14 protein-coding genes and 1 pseudogene are annotated in these 20,368 nt (G+C 57.6%); 2 read left to right on the top strand and 13 right to left on the bottom strand.

Translation table 11 applies throughout. The features are described 5' to 3' along the window. Positions 1-982: 982 nt before the first annotated feature. From ISP15_RS00005 to ISP15_RS00030, 6 genes are all read right to left on the bottom strand, one after another. Entirely contained in the window at positions 983-1,483 is a 501-nt protein-coding gene (locus tag ISP15_RS00005; RefSeq protein WP_404543645.1) for a hypothetical protein, read from the bottom strand. Between the two features lie 177 nt (positions 1,484-1,660). Next, positions 1,661-1,915 (bottom strand): hypothetical protein, encoded by a 255-nt coding sequence (locus ISP15_RS00010; RefSeq protein WP_404543646.1) that lies wholly within the window; start codon positions 1,913-1,915, stop codon positions 1,661-1,663. 505 nt (positions 1,916-2,420) lie between these two features. Beyond that, a complete protein-coding gene (locus tag ISP15_RS00015; protein WP_404543648.1) occupies positions 2,421-2,894 on the bottom strand; it encodes a hypothetical protein in 474 nt (157 codons plus the stop codon). Between the two features lie 402 nt (positions 2,895-3,296). Further along, on the bottom strand, positions 3,297-3,446 hold the full coding sequence (locus ISP15_RS00020) for a hypothetical protein (RefSeq protein WP_404543651.1): 150 nt from the start codon (positions 3,444-3,446) through the stop codon (positions 3,297-3,299). 3 nt (positions 3,447-3,449) lie between these two features. Continuing rightward, positions 3,450-3,719, bottom strand: a complete 270-nt coding sequence (locus tag ISP15_RS00025; RefSeq protein WP_404543653.1) for a hypothetical protein — start codon at positions 3,717-3,719, stop codon at positions 3,450-3,452. Between the two features lie 93 nt (positions 3,720-3,812). Then, on the bottom strand, positions 3,813-4,559 hold the full coding sequence (locus tag ISP15_RS00030) for a hypothetical protein (protein WP_404543656.1): 747 nt from the start codon (positions 4,557-4,559) through the stop codon (positions 3,813-3,815). A gap of 839 nt (positions 4,560-5,398) precedes the next feature. Here ISP15_RS00030 and ISP15_RS00035 point away from each other — a divergent pair. After that, positions 5,399-5,720 (top strand): annotated as a pseudogene (locus ISP15_RS00035) (hypothetical protein); the annotation flags it as partial. Here ISP15_RS00035 and ISP15_RS00040 read toward each other — a convergent pair. From ISP15_RS00040 to ISP15_RS00060, 5 genes are all read right to left on the bottom strand, one after another. Continuing rightward, positions 5,618-6,115 (bottom strand): SRPBCC family protein, encoded by a 498-nt coding sequence (locus ISP15_RS00040; RefSeq protein ID WP_404543659.1) that lies wholly within the window; start codon positions 6,113-6,115, stop codon positions 5,618-5,620. The pseudogene ISP15_RS00035 and the gene ISP15_RS00040 overlap by 103 nt on opposite strands. Then, entirely contained in the window at positions 6,093-6,491 is a 399-nt protein-coding gene (locus ISP15_RS00045; RefSeq protein ID WP_404543662.1) for an ArsR/SmtB family transcription factor, read from the bottom strand. Before ISP15_RS00045 ends, ISP15_RS00040 begins: the two co-directional genes overlap by 23 nt. 462 nt (positions 6,492-6,953) lie before the next feature. Then, entirely contained in the window at positions 6,954-8,702 is a 1,749-nt protein-coding gene (locus ISP15_RS00050) for a tetratricopeptide repeat-containing diguanylate cyclase (RefSeq protein WP_404543665.1), read from the bottom strand. 56 nt (positions 8,703-8,758) lie between these two features. Continuing rightward, entirely contained in the window at positions 8,759-9,064 is a 306-nt protein-coding gene (locus ISP15_RS00055; protein WP_404543668.1) for a hypothetical protein, read from the bottom strand. Between the two features lie 184 nt (positions 9,065-9,248). Continuing rightward, complete coding sequence (locus ISP15_RS00060; protein ID WP_404543671.1) at positions 9,249-10,088, bottom strand: SAM-dependent methyltransferase; 840 nt, start codon at positions 10,086-10,088, stop codon at positions 9,249-9,251. Between the two features lie 1,101 nt (positions 10,089-11,189). On the opposite strand from ISP15_RS00060, the gene ISP15_RS00065 reads away from it, so the two are divergent. Beyond that, positions 11,190-15,110 carry an autotransporter-associated beta strand repeat-containing protein gene (locus tag ISP15_RS00065; protein ID WP_404543673.1) on the top strand — a complete coding sequence of 1,307 codons (3,921 nt, stop codon included), beginning with the start codon at positions 11,190-11,192 and terminating at the stop codon, positions 15,108-15,110. A 258-nt stretch (positions 15,111-15,368) separates the two neighbouring features. On the opposite strand, the gene ISP15_RS00070 is transcribed toward ISP15_RS00065, so the two are convergent. Both ISP15_RS00070 and ISP15_RS00075 read right to left on the bottom strand, forming a co-directional pair. After that, positions 15,369-18,068, bottom strand: coding sequence for an excinuclease ABC subunit UvrA (locus ISP15_RS00070; RefSeq protein WP_404543676.1), 2,700 nt, complete (start codon positions 18,066-18,068; stop codon positions 15,369-15,371). 294 nt (positions 18,069-18,362) lie between these two features. After that, the gene (locus ISP15_RS00075) at positions 18,363-20,300 is read right to left on the bottom strand and encodes a hypothetical protein (RefSeq protein ID WP_404544371.1); all 1,938 of its coding nucleotides are present in this window, start codon (positions 20,298-20,300) and stop codon (positions 18,363-18,365) included. Between the last annotated feature and the right edge of the window lie 68 nt (positions 20,301-20,368).

Raw genomic sequence — 20,368 nt, forward strand, 5'->3', positions numbered from 1 at the left:
CGCTGACAGCCAAAACCACCTCGTGGCCAGTAGCGCGATAGGCACGCGCCATGGCGAGCATGGAACCGAGGTGCCCCCAGTTATTTGCGAATTCGCCAGCTATAAGAACTCGCCCTTTACCTTGCGGATTCGGCGTGTCGCTCGACTCAAAGCGAGACTGTTGACTTCGCACTAGATCATCCTTTGCGTGCCGCATTGCTTCCTCTTTCCCTTACCCAGCCTGACGTGCCGACGTGCTTCTCACTTGCGCCTGCCCGCACCGTTACACCCGCTAAGGCGACCAGCAGCGTCCAGCACTTCGGGCATCGGGCAAATTCATCCCGCTGCAGCGCGAACTCGATGGAGTGGTTGCCGAGGCTGTTTTGTGCCGAACGAACCGAATCGATTGATCAAGGCATGCATACCAGTAACGCCATCAGCACAAGGCCATGGGCGCTTCTGGTGCAGGGTCAACGCAATCGGTGAGGCGCCCGGGCGGGAAAAGACGTGTCCTGTGGAGGACGGCAGAAGATCACCATGACAACTCCTTGTATCCGTGTGAATGCAGTCTCGAGGTTTTGGCCGTACGACTTCTTCTTCGTCGCGCAGGGCTACGTTGCAGCCCGTTTAGCGCCACAGTCGATGATTAACGCCTTAGGAGTCAGTAAAGAGGCGACGCGGCATCACGTCGGCAAGAGAGCCGCTCTTTCCGAGATCTAACATCCGTTCATCCCCCACTCCCCCGCGGCAAGCATACCCTTCATGGACGTACAGCCCGCATGGAGTCTACCCATTCCTAGATGGTGAAAGTCAACATGCAAGATTTTGCGACGCACTGGATGTGATCGAACAGGCGTTGCTGCTCAGCAGCGGTGCGCGAGCCGAATAGATGGAAAGCACCACGAAGTCTACGCCGAGCCCAGCGAATGAGGAAATGATATTTCCATTCCCTTCCTCAGAGGAGAAATTCTCAGCCCATGCCTCCAAAAACTCGTCGCTGCGATCATGTGGCCATCCTATTCCGAGTGAGAATAATACGTGTACAGCCCACAACAAAGATTGCAATAATCAAAGACAAGCTGGAAAACCAATAAATATTTTCATTTCTCCACGCATTTATGCATTGAGCGGGGGTTTGAATGAATAATTCCGCACCTGATGACTTGATATTCATTGCCATCGCAATATCGCCGTATATCATTTTTATGTTTACAATTTGCACGGTAATGACTGCCCGCTGTGGCAAACGCTCTGTATATCGAAGACAGGTATAAAAGCTTATAGCTCCAGCCCCACAATAGAACGGCGTGTTATTTATCCAAACAGTGCTCGCGCCGCGAGAAGCTTTATAATATTTGTAGGTTCCAGTCACCTCTAAAGGATGGTTAAAGTCCTCAGTGTCAGGTACCGGAAAGTAATGAGAAACGACCATCGCCTGAATGCCAAAGAAAGCTGCAAAAATTATAGCGCCAAGGAGAATATAATGGATTGCCGAATCCTTCATTGCAAGCACACCTCAAGTATATTTTTCGACTTCAATTTATCCGCACTTTTTTTTAAAAATTAAATGCCATATATTTCATAGCCATCCTTTTCGACGCTCGCTTGTACTTTAGATCACCCAGCAATTCGCTTATGTTTTCAGCAATTCGCCCTATCGACTCTCCGGAAACTCTCTTCTTCAGATGAAAGATGATCTAGCGCCATCAAAATAGGTGTAAGTGCCGGTCACCTCTAATGGATGACCAAGATCCTCAATGGTCGGCGCTGGCAGGAAATAAGGAACGATCAACGCCTGAATGCCAAAGAAAACCACAAAGACGACAATGCTAAGCACGAGATAGCCGATTGCCGAAACTCTCATAAAATACATTCTCCGGGCATCATGTTCAGATCCGACCGCTGGAATCGCCTTGGAATCGAATTGATGCTTCAATTTTCCTTACCTCCGTATTTTAAGGAAGATCAAGACAGAAATGTATATTGTCAGAAGCAATAGCGGGAAAGACATCACCTCAACACAGCCATCAAACCACCAATCGTGCAAAGATTGCCTCGGGTATTTTCTGTATATCTCCTGGCCATTAACCATTATGCTGGTCGCGTACAAAACATTCCCACTATTTGTCTGAATCGACGCCCCGTAAACTGTGACCAGACTATTTTTCGGCGTGTCCTTTAAAGGCACAAAGCACGAACCAGTTCCGCCACTATAATCCACTCCGCATTGCAATAACTTGCCATCAACCCACGTTAAAACATTTCGGCCATACCATTTGTACGAATAAACTCCCGAAATATTCGTCGTCTGACTGAAATCCTCCAAGCTTGGCTCCCACTGCCTGAGCCTTCCAATTTGATAAGCGATTGCCATCAAGAAAATAGCCAGACCGATAGCAATTTTGAAAAACATTGAACCACTCATCATTTTGGCCCCTACCTTAAGATAGGATGATTAAGATCAAAGCGTATATCGCCATTAATATCAATGGAATTCTAGAAGCTTCCAGGTAACTTGAAATCCACCAATTGTGCAAATAATTTTCTGGAGATTTTATATATAATTCTTGTGAATTAAATTTTATGCTGGTGGCGCATAGAACTTTTCCACTAGTCGTGCCAATAGAGGCTGCTGCAACAGTAATTTGGCTATTTTTTGGCAACCCCTTTAAAGGCGAAAAACACGATGCATTTCCTCCGTTATAATCTACTCCACAGTAAAATAAAGTATCACCAACTCTCGTTATAATATTTCTACCAAACTGCTCATACGAATATATCCCCGAAATATTAATTTTTTGACTAAACTGATCCAGATCCGGAACTAGCTTTTTCAGTTTTTCATTTTGATAAGCCATGGCCGTCAAGAAGATGACCACCCCAATGATAATTTTAACAGGCAATGAACCAATCATAATTTCAAAATCTCCACAATATATTGCGATTTATTCTCAAATTCGATCCTCATATAATTCTGAAATCACCCTCGCTTAGTAAAGAATACAAATATGATAAAGAGATACATGGCAACCAGAAGCATTGGAATGCTTGTAACCTGCAGGCGACTTGTAAACCACCAATTACTGAAGATTTTTTCCGGTGGCTTTCTATATATTTCCCGGCCGTCAAACTTGATGCTGCTCGCACATAACACGTCTCCACTATTTGTCTTAATCGATGCCACCGTGACTGTGACCTGACTGTCTGGCGGAACATCCTTTAACTGCACGACGCACGAACCCACGCCACCGTTGTAATTAACGCCACAATATATGTATTTACCCCCCACCTGCGTTTCGGTATTTTTCCCAAATTTCTCATATGTATAAATCCCTGAAATGTCCGTCGTTTTCCTGAAATTCATCCAAACTCGGAGCCAGTTTTTTTAGCTTTCCAAACTGATAGGTGATCGCAGCCAAGAAAATGAATAAACCGATTACAATTTTGAAAAACAATGAACCGGTCATCAGTCATTTCTCCGCAAGAAGTTGTGCATTATTTTCAAATTTGACTGCGATATACTTCATGGCAACCTGTACGGCTGCCTGCCTGTAATTCGGACTCCCCAATAGTTCACCAATATCCCAAGCAATGCTTTCCAATGAAGCAACGCCCTCCACCGTCTTGGCTGCCCCAGTCCGCTCCAACGCATGGGCGACCACGTGTTGCTCCAACGTGCTTGGAACCGAGAGGATCGGCAACCCGATGAGCAACGCTGTTGTCGCGGTCGCCACGCCCATAGGCGCGACCCTCTTCGATGACGGTCACAGCTTTACTTAACACCGTCGCAATTCGTGCGACTCAGGCTAAACTTCGGCGCTAATCAGGAATCATTATCCATTTGCGTTACCTCGAGGTTTTAAGGCCATGATTAAGATCACAAAGTACATTGACACTGAAAGCACGGACATAATTGCCATTCCGATGCAGCTCCCAATCAACCACTCCCGGAGAGCCTTTTCGGGACTTATCTTGTAGACTTCTTGCGAATTAAATTTGACATTCATGGCATATAGAATCGTCCCGCGACTTGTCTTAAGCGTAGCTGCCGCCACTGTAATCTTGCTGCCCTTCGGGAGCTTAGCAAGTGCACGGCAGGGTCCATCACCGCCCGAATATCCTGCTCCGCAGAAAAATACTTTTCCATCGACTAGACTTGCACCAACACGACCGCTGGTAAGATATGAAGAAACCCCAGAAATATCTGTCGTTTGACTAAAATCCAATAGACTTGGCGTGAACTCCCTAATTTTCTTTATTTGATAAATGCTCATCACCAAGAAAATAGCCAATCCGATTGAAATTTTGATCAGCAATGAGCTTGTCATAATGCCATCCCTTTCAAGAGCCGTTGCGCGTTGTTCGCAAATTTTACCTTCATATACTTTTTGGCAATCCACATGGCTACCTGTCTGTATTTCGGATAGCGTAGGTCGTTGAAATCGAGTCAGCGTCGAATTGATGTTTTCCACGACTTCCGCCTCCCGAGTCATCGCAAGCTCCTGCTCGGCGAGATCAGCGGTTTGCCGAAAGATCGGCAACGGGGGTGTAACTGGTGGAATATCAAATGCGCCACCCACGAAGATAGTCGGAATGCGCAATACGAAGTATGGGGGCCTCGTTCGACTCAAAGCGAGACTGATGACTTCGCACTAGATCATCCTTTGCTTGCCGCATTGCTTCCTCCTTCCTTAGCCAGTCTGACATGCTGACGTGCTTCTCACTTGCGATGGTGATGTTCTGCCTGCCCGCATCGTTACACCAGCTATGGCGACCAGCAGCGTCCAGCACCGGCATCAGGAAAATCCATTCCGCTGCAGCGCGAACTCGATGGAGTGGTTGCTAAGGCATGCATACCAGTAACGCCATCGGCACGAGGCCATGGGTGCTTCTGGTGCAGGGTCAACGCAATCGGCAAGGCGCTCGGGCGGGAAAAGACGTGTCCTGTGGAGGACGGCAGAAGATCACCATGACAACTCCTTGTATCCGTGTGAATGCAGTCTCGATTTTTGGCCGTACGACTTCTTCTTCGTCGCGCAGGGCTACGTTGCAGCCCGTTTAGCGCCACAGTCGATGATTAACGCCTTTAGGAGTCGGTGAGAGGCGCGACGCGGCATCACGTTGGCAAGAGAGCCGCTCTTTCCGAGATCTAACATCCGTTCATCCCCCACTCCCCCGCGGCAAGCATACCCTTCATGGACGTACAGCCCGCATGGAGTCTACTCATCCCTAGATGGTGAAAGTCAATATGCAAGATTGCGACACACGAATGTGATCGAATAAGCGTTACTACTCAGCAGCGGTGCGCGAGAGAGCTGGCCCCAGAAAATTGAGCAGTGCGCAGGTGGATTTCCTGCTCAATGACGCAATGATAATCGCCGTAGAAGGAGCGGATCGATGGCAAGACGACCGCGTGCCGACACCGGATAAACCGGCCCTCGATCGGGCGACCCTGGCGCGGGAAGCTTGGCTGGCCGCCGCCGGCATCACCGACGGGGCGATTTTTCGACGGCTATGGAAGAGCGCATTGGCCCTGCCCTGTCGCCTGCTGCGGTTGGCGAAATTGTGCAGCGACGAGCGCAGCTGGCCGGTTGGAGGGAGACTTTGGCCTTCCATACACCAGTGGGCCGCGGCGTAGTCACGACCTGCCTGCGAGCAACTCATCCAGCTGCGCGAACTGTTCGGGCAGGGCTTCCGCCGAACCGGCGAGGGCTTCGTCGAGGGCCGCTTTTGTGGGATAGAGTTCGTGCAGGGTGACCAGCGTCTTGCCGACATTTTCTTCGAACGTCACCGTAGTCACGGCGCCCTGGTCGCTTTCTTCGTTCGTCCATACGAGGCGCTTGTGCGGCGTTACTTCTTTGTACGTGCCGAAGAACGTCATCGGTTGATCGAAGGCCGGATGGCGGAACACGAGGCGATACGTGCCCCCGGTGCGAATATCCATGTCGCACGAGAGCATCGACATGCCCGCCGACTTCGGAACCCACCACTGCTTGAACAATTCGGGTTTGCTCCACGCTTCGAAGACGATGTATGCGGGGGCATTGAACGTTCGCGTCACGACGAGTTCGCAGTCGGACTTGCGTTCCACGGAAGTGTGCATGGCGGCGGAACTACCTTCTTTTTGATTGGGCATCTGCCTTCTCCTTACGTTTCAAGTGTTCGACAAGCTCGTCCAGCGCGTCGAAGCGTGCGCTCCACAGTTGACGGTGCCGCTCGATCCAAGCGGCCTCTTCTTCAAGCCGGCGCAGTCCGAGCTTGCAGGTTCGTACGCGCCCCACCTTTTCCGTGGTCACGAGCCCCGCCTGCTCCAAGATGCTGACGTGCTTCTTCATGCCCGTGAGGGACATGTGAAACCTTTGGGCAAGGTCGGTAATTGAGGCGTCTGTACCCCCGAGCTGCTCCAACACGCCCCGTCGGGTGACGTCGGAGAGCGCGGCGAACGTTGCGTCGAGGCGGGCCTGATAGTGAACCATATGGTTCACTGTAAAACGTGCATGAGTGATTTGCAAGGGGGTGACTCCACGGGCGCAAATTGCACGTAGCCCCTCTCTCGCTCCGAACCCCAACTGCGCATGCCAAGCGTGGGCAAAGCTTCGACCGGCGGCTTTGTGGCAGCCAGATCAAGACGTCGGATGACACTTCAGGATCGAAAGTGGACGCTCGCCCTATCGTCTCCTATCGCCGTCGTCGGACCTGGGAAACGAAATCGCAGTTACTTCGAAGTGTTGTCAGCTTTTCCCGATGTACTTCTGGAGCCAGCTCACTTCCGATGGGGCTGCCCACAGGGAACTACCGGGCAAATGCGCGAACCGCTTCGCAAAGGTCGACTGACCCCGACCGGTTGGGCAAGTCATTGTCCAGAAGTAGATAGCAAACATATCCGTCGTCCATATGTGCAAGCGGGCTTGAATCTGCACGCGAAGCAGCCCCGGTGGCGCAAGGTGGCAGCGACGTGTGCTCACCGGACCTGATCAGCTGTGGAGCATGGATTTTGTCTCCGAAGTGTCCACCACGACCTGGTTGCGGCCATTCTCCTTAGCCTGATAAAGCGCGGCGTCGGCGTCTATCAGCAACAGGCGCAGCATGTAGCTCGAGTTGGCGGCGCAGGCGAGCCCCAAGCTAGCGGACACCACGACGGTGACCTGGGAATCCAGCGTCACTGGCGTAGTGGCCAAGGCATTGCGGATGCGATTTGCCACCTCCAATCCCTGGTCGCGCGAACAGCCCGGTATCAGGATACCGAACTCCTCACCACCCAAGCGGCCAAGCAGGTCATTGGGGCGCAGTTCGCGGCCAACGATCATCGCGGCAGAACGTAATACCTGATCGCCAGCGGCATGCCCGTGCGTGTCATTAACCCGTTTGAAATGATCCAGGTCCAGCACCACCAGGCAGGCATCGACCCTTGCCTTGTGCAGCTGCCGTAGCGTTCGCCTCGCTTCGACGAAAAAGTGTTCGCGGTTGTACGCCCGGGTCAGACCGTCGTGTCGCGCCATCCAGCGGAAGCGCCGCCAGGAATGCCACAGCCACAGCATTGCCAGAACGAAGAAGGCGATTACCGCCAGCAGTAGCGCGTTGAACAACCGGCTGCTTTTCTGCGCCTGGCTCGCCAGGTCCTGGCGAAGCTGGAGGATTTTGTTCTCTTTACCCAGAGCCTCCGCCTTCATCTTCTCGGACAAGACCTGTTGCCTGACTGTCTGGTAGGCCAGGCCAATGGCCTTGGCATTGTCCATGGCGGCGGTTTCCTGGGCTGCGTACTTTTCGTAATAGGCCAACGCGGCGGCGTCATGGCCCTGTTTCTTTTCCGCCTGATAGAGAACCTCATAGGCGGCCTGCAGTGTCCACAACGGACTGTCCGGGCCTGTGATGGCAATGCTGTCCAGGGCAAACTTTCGTGCTCTGGGTGCGTCGCCCAGGCTCAGATAGGCCCGGGCCAGGGTGACTGGCAGCGAGGCAAGATAAGGCGTGTACTCGGTGCCCTGAATCTCGGAGGCGATGCTGTGCAACAAGGCGATTGCCCGATCAGCATGGCCTTCGTCGACCATTTCGTAGGCCAGATCCAGACGCAGCGCATCGGCTTGAAGGGACTGCCCCGCTGCAAGGCATCCATCTATCGCGGCCTGAAACGCGGGACTGGTCGAGGTCAATTTGCCCGCATAGAGCATGGACTGCGTTTCGAGCGCGCTGCCGTAACACTGGCCTTTGGCCGAAGGGAGTAATGCCTTCATCTGACGGGCATAATCCAACGCCAGATCGTGTTGCCCCACGGCGTTCTGATCCAACAACAGGATGACCTCCTGCATGCCTTCCAGGCGCGCCTGCGGGTCATCGACCTTGGGGAGCTCCGCCATCAAGGTATTGGCTAACGCATAAGCGCTCACGTAGTCGCGATTGAGGAACTTGTCCCGGATCAACGCCGCCATGGCACGGACGGAAAAGGGCAAGTCGCCCGAGTGATTGATGATGGCGTACAGGATGGGCTCGGCCTTGGCGTAGTCACCCTTGTCTGCAAGCAACTGCGCATCGAGCAATCGAAAATGCCAGCGCTGAACGGAAGTCAGCTGATCCTCGTGCTGCTGCAGTTGCGCCAAAATGCCACGGAAACGGGGAATATCATTCGACCACGCATTATCAGCTTGCGTCAGCCATGCCTCGACTGGCGAGTTAGCGATCGACCTGGTGCTCGACCTTGCATCCATGCACAGCAGGAGAGCCGCCATGACGGCGGCTACTGCCAGGCAAAGCGGTACACCACGCGCCATCGAAAGCTAACCGGTTATGGACTGCGATCCGGAGGCAAAGGCGTTTCATCCGCTTCGTCATCATCACGCTGTGGCACGTTTTCTGGATCGTCCTCGCAGGGATCGCACCCTCCATGACCGGGGTTGTTGGGGGGCTGCATTGGGTGGTGCTTGGGGCCGAGCTCCTGCGTGAGACGACTCTTGTCGCCGGAAGCCGCCGCCACTTTCAGGCCTTCGCTGGCATTCAATTCGCCGAGCACCTGTGCCAGGTCTTCCCGGGAAGCGTGACGCAACGATGCATCCTGCCCGATGCGTTCCAGCAGCTCGATCGTCTTGGACATGTTTACCCCTGCTTCTGTTGTGGATGAATCACTCACCCTGCTGGACGCAATGAAACGCATCTCCAGGGTGAGAACGCTGCATGCGAGTGGGCGCACAGCTCCGAATCATCACAACACGGCGCCCCCAAACACCACTGCATACTTTACCACCGATCGGCAAGGCGCATGATGGCCCCCGATGACGCTAGTTCGGCGACGCCATGACCCGATCCAGCGCAGCCAGACGCTTGCGTACCGCATGATTGGCGCGCAGCGGCGATGCCGGCTGCAGCACCACGGTTTCCTCAGCGCTCACGTCCGTCGCCGGCAGGTCTCGCAGGGCCACATGGCGAATGCGCGGCTGCTCGATCGGCAAGGTAGCGCCGCGATAAATGATGACCTCATGGTCCAGCGGGTAATCCCGGCTCAGCACATCCACCAGCACTTGCCGGTACTCGGGGCCGGTGGAAAAACGTGTCATCGAGCGGTCGCCGACCAGGCCCACCTGCCACAGCACCAGGCAGGCACAGGGATTGATCGGCGTCTCGTAGAACAGCAACTGGCCGGCCTCGTAATGCTGGCAGCCAAGGCGGCCGGGATCGATGCCGAGGTCCGCATACAGGCAGTCCTCGGCCGAGATGCCTGGCTCCATGTGAGCCTGGAAACCTTCCGCACGGGCCACTTTGATCACTTCATGCGGCGACCAGGCGAAGATGCCGGGATGGCCGTAAAACACGGCACAGACCCGTTTGCCGGCCCGCACCTCGGCCATCATCACCTCGACCCATTCGCGATAGGTCACGGCGCGCGACTTGTTTTTGCCATCACCATAATACGGCTGCAAGCTGCGCACGTCCGGGTGCAGGTGTTCCAGCCACACCTCCACAATGGCGTCGGAAAGCGCCGCGAACACCACGTCGGCCTGTTGGATATGGCTGCGCGCCAACGGCGAGAGATGCGAACCCAGCGTCATACCCAACCCCACACAGGCGATGCTACCGCGCGGTTCCGAGTCTGCGGGCGTGGTCAGCGATACAGATGTCATAGCAGATACCCAAGAAGTTAATGTGGAATAGCGCCCGCGGCCGTGTACCGATATTCCGTTTCAGCGCTGGCGAACGGCGAATATACAGTTTCACCGACCCGCATCGCTGCTGCCTGGGTTTTCCACCGCACTTCACATCCCGTGGCAACCGAATCACCGCCCTTGCGTAGCATTCTCTTCAGACTGCAAACGTCGCAAGGCGCAAGGCGAACCATGCTCGCCTTCTGCCGATTATGGGTGCGCCTTCAATGCCCCGCGCTGCGGCAATGAGCGGCAACAGGAGTCGCTTTCGCTATGCTCGCCATGCCGGAGATGGGCACGCTCACCACCTTCGATAACGCCATAAACACCGTGAGTGGGCGCTTGCTTGGCATCTGCCAATAGGGCAATGGCACGCGCTTGAGCATGACTTACGGCTATTGAATTTTTCATGCGAGGTTCTTGTTGCCCTTCCCGATGCGTCAGCTCGCGCGCGAAGGCTCCAGCCCTAGCATCGTAATTCCCGCGAAGCCACCCGGCTCTGCCAGCGCGAACCGAGCCGAGTCTCCGCGCCTTTCCTGTTCCCGCCAAGGACCGACGAAAAGCCCGTTCATAGATAGTTGACGGTGCAGAAAAAAGATACAGGCGACCCCATGAGCGAAAAGGCTGAAAGTATGAAGTTTGGCAATAAGCGGCAGCCGCTCCTGCTCTGTTAGCAGACGCTTCATCTCAATCTTCGAACGCAAATAATCTCCAAAAAGTAATCGGCAATGGATGTGTCGTTTTTTAATAAGTGAGGCAGCCATTATTTACCCACTGCCGCCATTCCTCGATGTTGGCAATGGCTTAATCAGCGCGCCAAATTGCGCGGCAACTCATCCACGAAGTGCTCACGCATCAAGCGCCTGTGCGTTCACATCAAATTCCAATCTAACTGTTATTTGTGACGCCCGTCACGATATTTGTGTCGCTTGCCGGTGCGCGTTGAACAGACGCACCTCTGGCCGCGCGGCGCGCGTGTGGTGGCTTTCTCTCTAATTTTTTTATTTCACTCGGCATTGACGTGGTGATGTCGCTGTGCGCGCGTCTGTGCGCCACAAGAATCTATGGCAGGGGAAGACGATGAATCGCGTTTACAAGCTTGTATGGAATCGCTCGATCGCTGCTATGCAAGTGACTTCGGAATTGACCCGTGCGCAAGGCAGCGACCGCAATGGAAGCTCGTGCGCACCACGACGCAAAGCGCTCGCTTTGGCCATGGCCTGGCTGGCACTCGCGTATGTAGACGCCCCTGCATGGAGCCAGACCGCTGCGGCTGGCGCTAACCCGGTGACGCTGGGAGGCGACAGCAACGATTCGATCAATGCGGGATTGCTATACGGACCCGCCATCAAAACCGGCAACAGCATCTGGACGTTGACCGGCACCGGCAACACTGGTGTCGACTGGACCATTGAGCAGGGTGAACTGGTCGGCAACACCGCCACCTTCACCGGCAACCTGACGTTTTCCAACAATGGCCAGGGAACGTCGCCCACCTTGGACTTCTACCAGAGCGCCAACGGCAGCTTCAATGGCGCGATCGCAGGTTCGGGTGAACTGATCAAGGACGGCACAGGCACGCTCGCCCTTTCCGGTGACCTGTCCGCCTTCAGCGGGGCGTTAGTAATCAGTAACGGTGGTGTGGCGCTGGTCAACGACGGCAATCTGCAAGGCACGGAAGTCTCCGGCAATCGCATGCAGTTCGATATCAGCAACGTTAGCGCTGCCACCGCAGTCATCGCCGGCATTACCGGTGCCGGCAACGTGCTGCTCGGCACGCGCACACTGGTGATCGACAATGCCGACGACTGGTTCAGCGGCACCATCAGCGGCAGCGGCGGGTTGACGCTTAACGGCGGCAGGCAAACGCTGGCGGGGAACGATGACTATTCGGGCACCACCCTGATCAACAATGGCACCTTGGCGCTCAAAGGCGACAGCGAACTCAGCGATTCGCGCATCCAGATCGACGGCGGTTCGCTGGATTCCACGGGCAAGTCCGCCAACAGCATGCTGGATATCCAGAGCCTAGGCGGCCTTGGTGGCTCCCTATGCATAAGCAGCGCGGGGGTCGTGATCACCCAAGCCAACGATACCTACAGCGGCGTGGTCATGGGCGATGGGCCGGTCCTTATTGCGGGCGGCCGCGAAGTGCTGGACGGCATCAACACCTATACGGGACCGACGACGGTCGCCGCCGGCGCAACGTTGATCATCGGCGACAGCACGCACGCCACGGCATCCATCAGCAGCGACGTGAGCGTCAATGGCGGCACACTCGGTGGTTCCGGCACGATCCAGGGCTCTGCCATCCTTTCCAACAACGCCACGCTTGCACCCGGCGACGTGGGTCACGTGGGCACGCTCACTGTTGCCGGCAATCTCACCATCAATGACGGCTCGCAACTGGATTTCGATTTCGGTTCGCCAGGATCCAACTTCCATACGCCCGGCCAGAGCGATCACGTGGTGGTGAATGGCAATCTGTCGATCGGTGACGCCACGCTCAACATCACCCATCTCGGCAGCATGGGGCCGGGCTTGTATAACCTGTTCGATTGGGCCGGTTCGCTCTCCCTCAATGACAGCGACTTTGCGCTGCCCACCGGCATGACGCTGCAAGTTCTGACCAGCGACAGACAGATCAACCTGATCGATACCCAGGGCATGACGCTCAACGAGTGGGATGCCAACGTCCAGGCTGCGCCCGGTGTGATGGGCGGTGGCAGCGGCACATGGAGCGCCAGTTCGGCGACCTGGTCCGACCTCGAGGGCCGCTACGTGAGTGCGATGGCGCCGCAACCGGGCTTCGCGATTTTCGGCGGAGCGCCAGGCAAGGTCACGGTGGACGACAGCCATGGCACGGTCGGCGTCACCGGCATGCAATTCGTCAGCGATGGTTATCACCTTGCCGGCGATGCGATCGCCCTGATCAGCGGGGACGGCACCGCACCGGTCATTCGCGTCAGCAGCGGCGCCACCACCATCATCGACAACGTACTTGAAGGTTCCAGTGGCCTGGACAAGACGGACGGTGGCACGCTCGTGCTGACCGGTACAAACACTTACCAGGGCGCCACTACCTTGAGCGGCGGCTATCTGTCGGTGTCGTCGGATGCGAACCTGGGCCAGGGCAGCAATGCGCTGGATTTCGAAGGCGGCACGCTGCAAATCACCGGAACGGGTTTTCTGCAGACTTCGCGCAACATCGTATGGGGCAGTACCGGTGGCGGATTCGATATCGCGGATGCGGGCAACACTTTTACTGTCGCGCAATCGCTTACTGGCAGCGGCGGACTACTGAAGAGCGGCGCTGGCGCACTGATGCTCGCCGGCAGCAACAGCTACAGCGGCGGCACTATCGTCAGTGGCGGCACGCTGCTGGGCAATGCGGCAAGCCTGCAAGGCAATATCACCAACAATGCCAAGGTGGTGTTCGCGCAACAGACGGACGGCATCTATGCCGGCGTGATGTCCGGCGACGGCGCGCTGGTCAAGACCGGCAGCGGCACGCTCACCCTCGATGCTGCCAACACCTATTCCGGAGGCACCACTGTCAGCACGGGCACGCTGGAAATCGGCGACAGCGACCACGCATCCAGCGCATCGATCGAAGGCGCGGTGGACGTGCAAAGCGGCGGCGTATTGCGCGGCCATGGCACGGTCGTCGGCGACGTGTCCAATGACGGCATAGTGTGGCCGGGGGGTTCGGCAGGGCCGTTCACCATCCAGGGCAACTACACGCAGAACGCCGACGGTGCGTTGCAGATCGACGTAACACCAAGACAGGCATCCACGCTGATCGTCAGTGGCAAGGCCAGCCTGGCGGGTACGCTCAACCTGGTCTTTGCGCCAGGCACCTACGGCACCACCATGTTTCCACTGGTGCAGGCGGGCACCTTGAGCGGCACATTCGCCACCGTCAACGGCACCATTCCGACTTCGGTGACGTCACAGGTCAGCTATACCGGCACGGAGGCGCAACTGGTGCTGACAGATCCGCCGGCCAATGCCACGGTGTCGCCACTGGACGGCAGCCTGTACGGCAACCTGATGCGAAGCGTGAATGTGGCCGGTGCGCAGGATCTCGCTTCTGTGCTCGATGTGTCCTTGCCGCAGCACGCCCCATGCGGCGCCGACCATGCGCCATCCATGCAAAACGTCAGTTCGTCCACCTGCGGTTCCGGGGTGTGGGCGCAGTACACCGGGTCCAATCTTTCGCTGGACGGCGCCGACGGCTTGAACAGCTCCGCGTTCGGTTTGCTGGGCGGCGCCGATTATGGCTTCGACGATACGATGCACGCGGGCGTGCAGGCGGGTGTCGGCCAGATCGACGGCAACGACAAGTCCGGCGGCAACGGCCGGGCCGGGAATGTACACGGCGGCCTGTATGGTTATGCCGATGCAGGTCCGGCAGTGCTGTCGGCCGTGGTTGACTACATGCACAGCGACTATCACTTCAACCGTGCCAGCGGCATCGGCGCCGCGACGGCCGCGACCCAGGGCAATATGTTGTCCGGCGCACTGCAGGCCGCATGGCCGCTGCAGCTTGCACAGTGGCAGCTCGCGCCGAAGATCGGTGCACTTTATCAACGTCAAGTGATGAATGGCTTCAGCGAGACGCTGGCCAGCGACAATCCCGCGGCGCCTGATTTCCCGGTCAACGGCTCGCGCAGCCGCTATATCACGCTGCAACCGTATGCTGCCTTCGGCTTTGTCCGCAGTTTCATGGCGCAAGGCGTGACATACGTGCCGCAGTTCAGCGTCGGCTACCGCTACGACACCCGCCATGCGGCAATGCCGGTGGTGCAAGTCACCGCGCAGGATGGCACCGTGTTTGCGTTACCGGGCGCTGCACAGAACCGGGGCATGGCTACGGCGAGCGCACGCATTACGGCCAAGGCTGGCGCAACGTGGAACCTGTATATGGATTACCAGGGATTGTTTGCCGGCCGGTTGCACGACAATGCGTTGAGCCTTGGGTTTGCCAAGCGGTTTTAATACCTGTGCCATAGCGGGCTGGTGGATGGTGATGCGATATCCAATCATCGCCTTCGCACAGCCACCTGCCCCGTATGTCTAATAACAGGCGGAATACGGGCAGAGCGGCCGTCCGTTGACCGATGCGTAGCGTGCCAGCCACGGCTTGTCGACGGCAACAGGCTGACCGCCTGGTGTCTGTCGGCACCAACATTCGCTTAGCCGCAGCCTGGCACGACGCTCGTCGAAACCTGCCCGTCTGAACACGATCCAGCCATCTCAAAACCTGGCACCGCAACCAACTTGGGAAACGGCCGATTCAGCACGCGCCAGCTGCGCTGCAAGATAAGATGCGGTGCGGCTGCCAGATGCACGCGCCACCGTCTGCGGAAGACCGGTTGCGACAAGTCGACCACCGGCCGCACCCGCACCAGGACCTATGTCAATGACCCAGTCGGCCTGCGCCACCATGCGCATGTCGTGTTCGATCATCACCACCGTGTTGCCCATGTCGACCAGGCGCTGCAGCTGCACCATCAGTTGGTCGGCATCCGCCGCGTGCAGTCCCGTGGTCGGCTCGTCAAGTACGTAAAGGGTGCGTCCACGCTGGCTGCGTTGCAGCTCGGTGGCCAGCTTGATGCGCTGGGCTTCGCCGCCGGACAGTTCCGTGGCGGGTTGACCGAGGCGCAGGTAGCCCAGCCCGATCTCGCGCAGCCATTGCAAAGGGCGCGAAACCGCCATCTCCTCCGAGAAGAAGTCGCAGGCCTCTTCCACCGTCATTTGCAGCACTTGGGCGATGTTGCGTCCCTTCCAGAGAACCTTGAGCGTGGCCTCGTTGTAGCGAGCGCCATGACAGGTCGGGCATGGTGCGTAAACGCTTGGCATGAACAGCAGCTCCACGCTTACGAAGCCTTCACCCTCGCAGGTCTCACAGCGCCCCTTGGCTACGTTGAATGAAAAGCGACCCGCGCCATAACCGCGACGACGAGCGACTGGCGTGGCGGCGAACAACTTTCGGACGTGGTCGAACAGCCCCGTGTACGTAGCCAGATTGGACCGTGGCGTGCGGCCAATCGGCTTTTGGTCAACGTGCACCAGGCGCTGGACCGCATCCACATCACCGGCCAAGTGCCCACCCGTGGTCTCGATCACGGCAGGCCCCTCGGATGCAACCTCGCTGTCGTCCTCGGGCTCATGTCCCAGGTGCAGCAGCATCAATTCGGGTAACGCCTGCGCAATGAGACTGGATTTGCCCGAACCCGAGATCCCGGTGACTGCCGTGAGTACGCCCAGCGGGATACGCGCGTCCACGCCCTGCAAATTGTGGCGGCGGATCTCTTTCAGTACCAGCCAGCCCGATGGCTCGCGTCCGCGACTGGGCTGTGCCGGGACCTCGTCGAACAGGTAACGCGCGGTGTGGGATTCGGCGATCTCGCGCAAGCCCGCCGGTGCTCCGCTGTACAGTATCCGCCCACCACGTTCGCCTGCGTCGGGGCCGACGTCCACGAGCCATTGCGCCCGCCGCATCAGTTCCAGGTCGTGCTCCACGACGAACACCGAATTGCCGGCACCGCGCAACGTATCGAGCGCGTCGTACAGGGCCTGGCTGTCGGCGGGATGCAGGCCAGCCGATGGCTCATCGAGCACGTACACCACCCCGAACAGCATCGCGCTCAGCTGCGTAGCCAGCCGCAATCGCTGCAGCTCACCCGACGATAACGTCGGGGTGGCACGCTCCAGCGTGAGATAGCCCAATCCCAAATGCTGCAACGTGCGCAGGCGCGCCACCACACCTTCAGCCAGGCGTTGCGCCGCCAGACGCTTCTCCTCCGATAGCGCCGACGTGCGGCGCACGTCCGGAGCTGCCGCATGCGTAGCACGGCCGGACGCCGCACGCTCGGCACGGTCGCGCCGCGTGACCCCGCCATTGATGCCCATTCCAGCGACATGCGCGCTGAAGTCTCCCTTTGCGATAGGCTCGAGTAACGCCGACACCTGGTCCAGGGGCATCTGCGAAAGATCGCCGATGTCCAAGCCCGCGAACCTCACCGACAACGCCTCAGGCTTGAGTCGCTTGCCGTGGCATGCCGGGCATAATTTTCCCTGCATGAAACGCGACACGCGCTTTTTCATCAAGAGACTCTGGGTATGGGCGAACGTGTGCAGCACATAACGCCGCGCGCCAGTGAACGTGCCCATGTAGCTTGGCTCCATTTTTCGCCTGCGCGCCGCGCGCACTTCCGCGGAAGTGAAACCGGCATAGACCGGCACCGTGGGCGTTTCTTCCGTGAACAGAATCCAATCGCGGTCTTTCTTCGGCAAATCCTTCCACGGTCGATCAATGTCATAGCCCAGCGTGACCAGGATGTCGCGCAGGTTTTGCCCATGCCAGGCCGGCGGCCACGCGGCAATGGCCCTTTCGCGGAGGCTCAGGGACGGGTCCGGCACCATGGTCGCCTCGGTCACGTCGTACACGTAACCCAAGCCATGGCAGGCCGGGCACGCGCCTTGAGGCGTGTTGGGCGAGAAGTCCTCGGCATACAGCATCGGCTGCTGCGCGGGATAGGTTCCGGCGCGCGAATACATCAACCGCACCAGGCTGGACAACGTGGTCACGCTACCCACCGATGAACGCGCATTGCTTGCACCGCGCTGTTGCTGCAGCGCCACTGCCGGCGGCAGGCCATCGATCGCGTCAACATCCGGCACGCCCATTTGATCGATCAGGCGCCGCGCATAGGGCGCGACCGACTCGAAATAGCGCCTTTGCGCCTCGGCATAGATCGTGCCGAATGCGAGTGACGACTTCCCGGAACCGGATACACCGGAAAACACCACGAGCGCATCGCGCGGAATGGAAACATCCACGTCCTTGAGATTGTGCTCGCGCGCTCCGCGCACTTGGACAAAGCCGCTTCCGATCGCGTGATGGCCGAGCGAATGGGCGGGAGCGGGTCCACTGGGCTTGGTGTGCGACATAAGGGCGCCCCGAGATTTGTTGGTCAAGACCTTGCGCCAGCGGCGTCATCGCAAGCTCGGCGCCTGGTTGCTGCAGTTGGTGAAACCGCATCATCTTGCCGCGTCGAACGTCAAAGAATGCGCAACTCGGCACGCATCCCGCCAGCGGAGTCCACCGTGCCGGCCATCTGTCCGCCTGGTTCGAAACCGCCCTCCCCGCCCTTGATAATCCTGTCCAGTTGGGAAAGAACCCTGATTCAGGCATGCAGACGTTTTGAATCGATTGCTTTTGTGGGCACTATTTTAAAAGCCGCCTCACGCCTCCCCGTGGATCCGCGCGAAAATCAGCCCGCAGTAATCGTTCCGGATGTCCATTTTGTCCAGCACGTAGTAAACAGATTTACGCTGGTCGGCCTCCAGCTCACTGAATGCTTTTGGATAGGCGGCGTGCATGGATATGAGGTGTTGCCGGAGGCTGTCGCCCAGCATGAGCATGCCGTTTTCCTTTGGATCAAGGCCGGGAGCGTCCTCCGGCTCCACTAGATGCAAAGCAGCTTTATAGACGGCCTTGTAGTCATATAACTCCCAGAATGCTTCCAGATAGATGGCAGCGTCTCGTTCCGGTGCCGCGCCAATGCCAGTCCATGCAGTGAAGTTGCTTTCCAGGTAGCGGATCTTGGCGCGATTGCGGGCTTCGGCATTGCCGTCGGCCAAGCCGCCCTTGATCTCCGATAACGGCACGACATTTCGAAAAGCCAGATACGCCCGGACCAATCGCTGCAATGTCGATACCGCAGCCAGGTCCGTAATGGTGCCTTTGGCTACCGTGGTCGCCTTCACCAGTTCCGCGGCGGCTTGGTTGAACCAGGGATTCTGCTTCTCGGTAAGCAGTTTCACTCTTTGCATGCCGGGCAGATTTTGGGCCGCCTCGCACAGCTTCAGGACTCCGGCCAACGCTGCGCCGAACGGCTTTTGGTCGACGGCATTACGCACCGCATCGACATAAACGACCCAGGCCGTGGCATGGCTGCCTTGGGCAGATCCCAACGCGGTCGGCGCCCTGCCACCTATATCCAGGCTGGATACCAGGCCAGTGTCCGAGAGGGTTATCTGTACCGAAAACATCCCCTGCTCCGCCGCACCCGCCGTCAAGACACGATCCTTGTTTTCTTCGGTGGCCTTTTCTCCGGCAGCTTCATAGTGGCGGCTTATCTTGGTGTAGATAAGATCTTGCAGCAGGCCGCGAAAGCCGAGGGAGCGCAGATAGTCGCGGATGGATGGCTCGCCATCCATCTCTACGTGGCGAAATGCCGTTTCGTAGGTGTTTTCCAATGTCCACAAATGTTGTGTGATCACGTCGGCGATGCGTTGGGCAGCACCGCCATCGGCGCCGCCATCGACCGTACCAGGAGCCGTATCGGGGCTTGTGTTCAAGTCGTGGAATGCGGCGATCACGCCGGTATCCAGCAGCGCCCACATCGCCTTGCGGGCCTTCTCGGCTTCGCCGGCTTTTAGGCGCAGACCGCCTTTATCGGCAGGATCATCCTCCCATCCATCGACCAGATGGTTGATCGGCCGCAACACATCCAGGACCGCCGGCTCGCCGTGTCCGGTTGCCCGCCCGATATCTACCTGCGACAACGGAATGGCATTGCGATAAGCCAGGAACCCCTTGGCCAGGCGCTGAACGAACTCGACCCGATGCGCTTCGGACACTGAAGACAGATCAATAGCCACAAGTTCATCCATAGTGCGCTTGGCCGTCTGATACGTGGTCAAAGGCCTGCCGGACAGATGGGCGACCCGTGCGACGCCTGGCAGATTCTGGGCATCTGTATACAGGTGGTGGATGGCGATCGCCGCTTCGGATACCGGCCGGCCCAGCACGGCATTGCGCAGCTGATCGGTGTAGACCGCCCATGCGGTGGTATGGCTTTTTTCGTCCGGCTTGAACAATCCATCCGGACGATCGGCTATATGCACCTTGGCGATGCGCAGCTCCTTATGGGAAGTCTGGGCAGCATCCGCACCCGTGGACGGGTCTTCAATGTCGAATTCATCGAGAAGCACCTGTACCGCGAAATTCCCCTGGACCACCTTGCATGCAACCACCTGCGCAGGCGCGGAGACGGATGCCGTCCGGGCCTGGAGGAAACCGTGCCTGCCCGCGCTTAGCGCGCGGGCGCCCATCACGTCGGCTTCGTGTTCAAGTGTCGCTTCATCGTTGACATCCACGCCCGCTTTCAGCTGCATGGTCGGGCGGACACGTCCTTGCCGTTGCTGCACGACGTGCCAGGCTTCATGCGGAAGGTGCTGTTCTT

It is taken from the genome of Dyella jejuensis (genome assembly GCF_044904675.1).
In the GTDB taxonomy this organism is placed as follows: domain Bacteria; phylum Pseudomonadota; class Gammaproteobacteria; order Xanthomonadales; family Rhodanobacteraceae; genus Dyella_B; species Dyella_B jejuensis.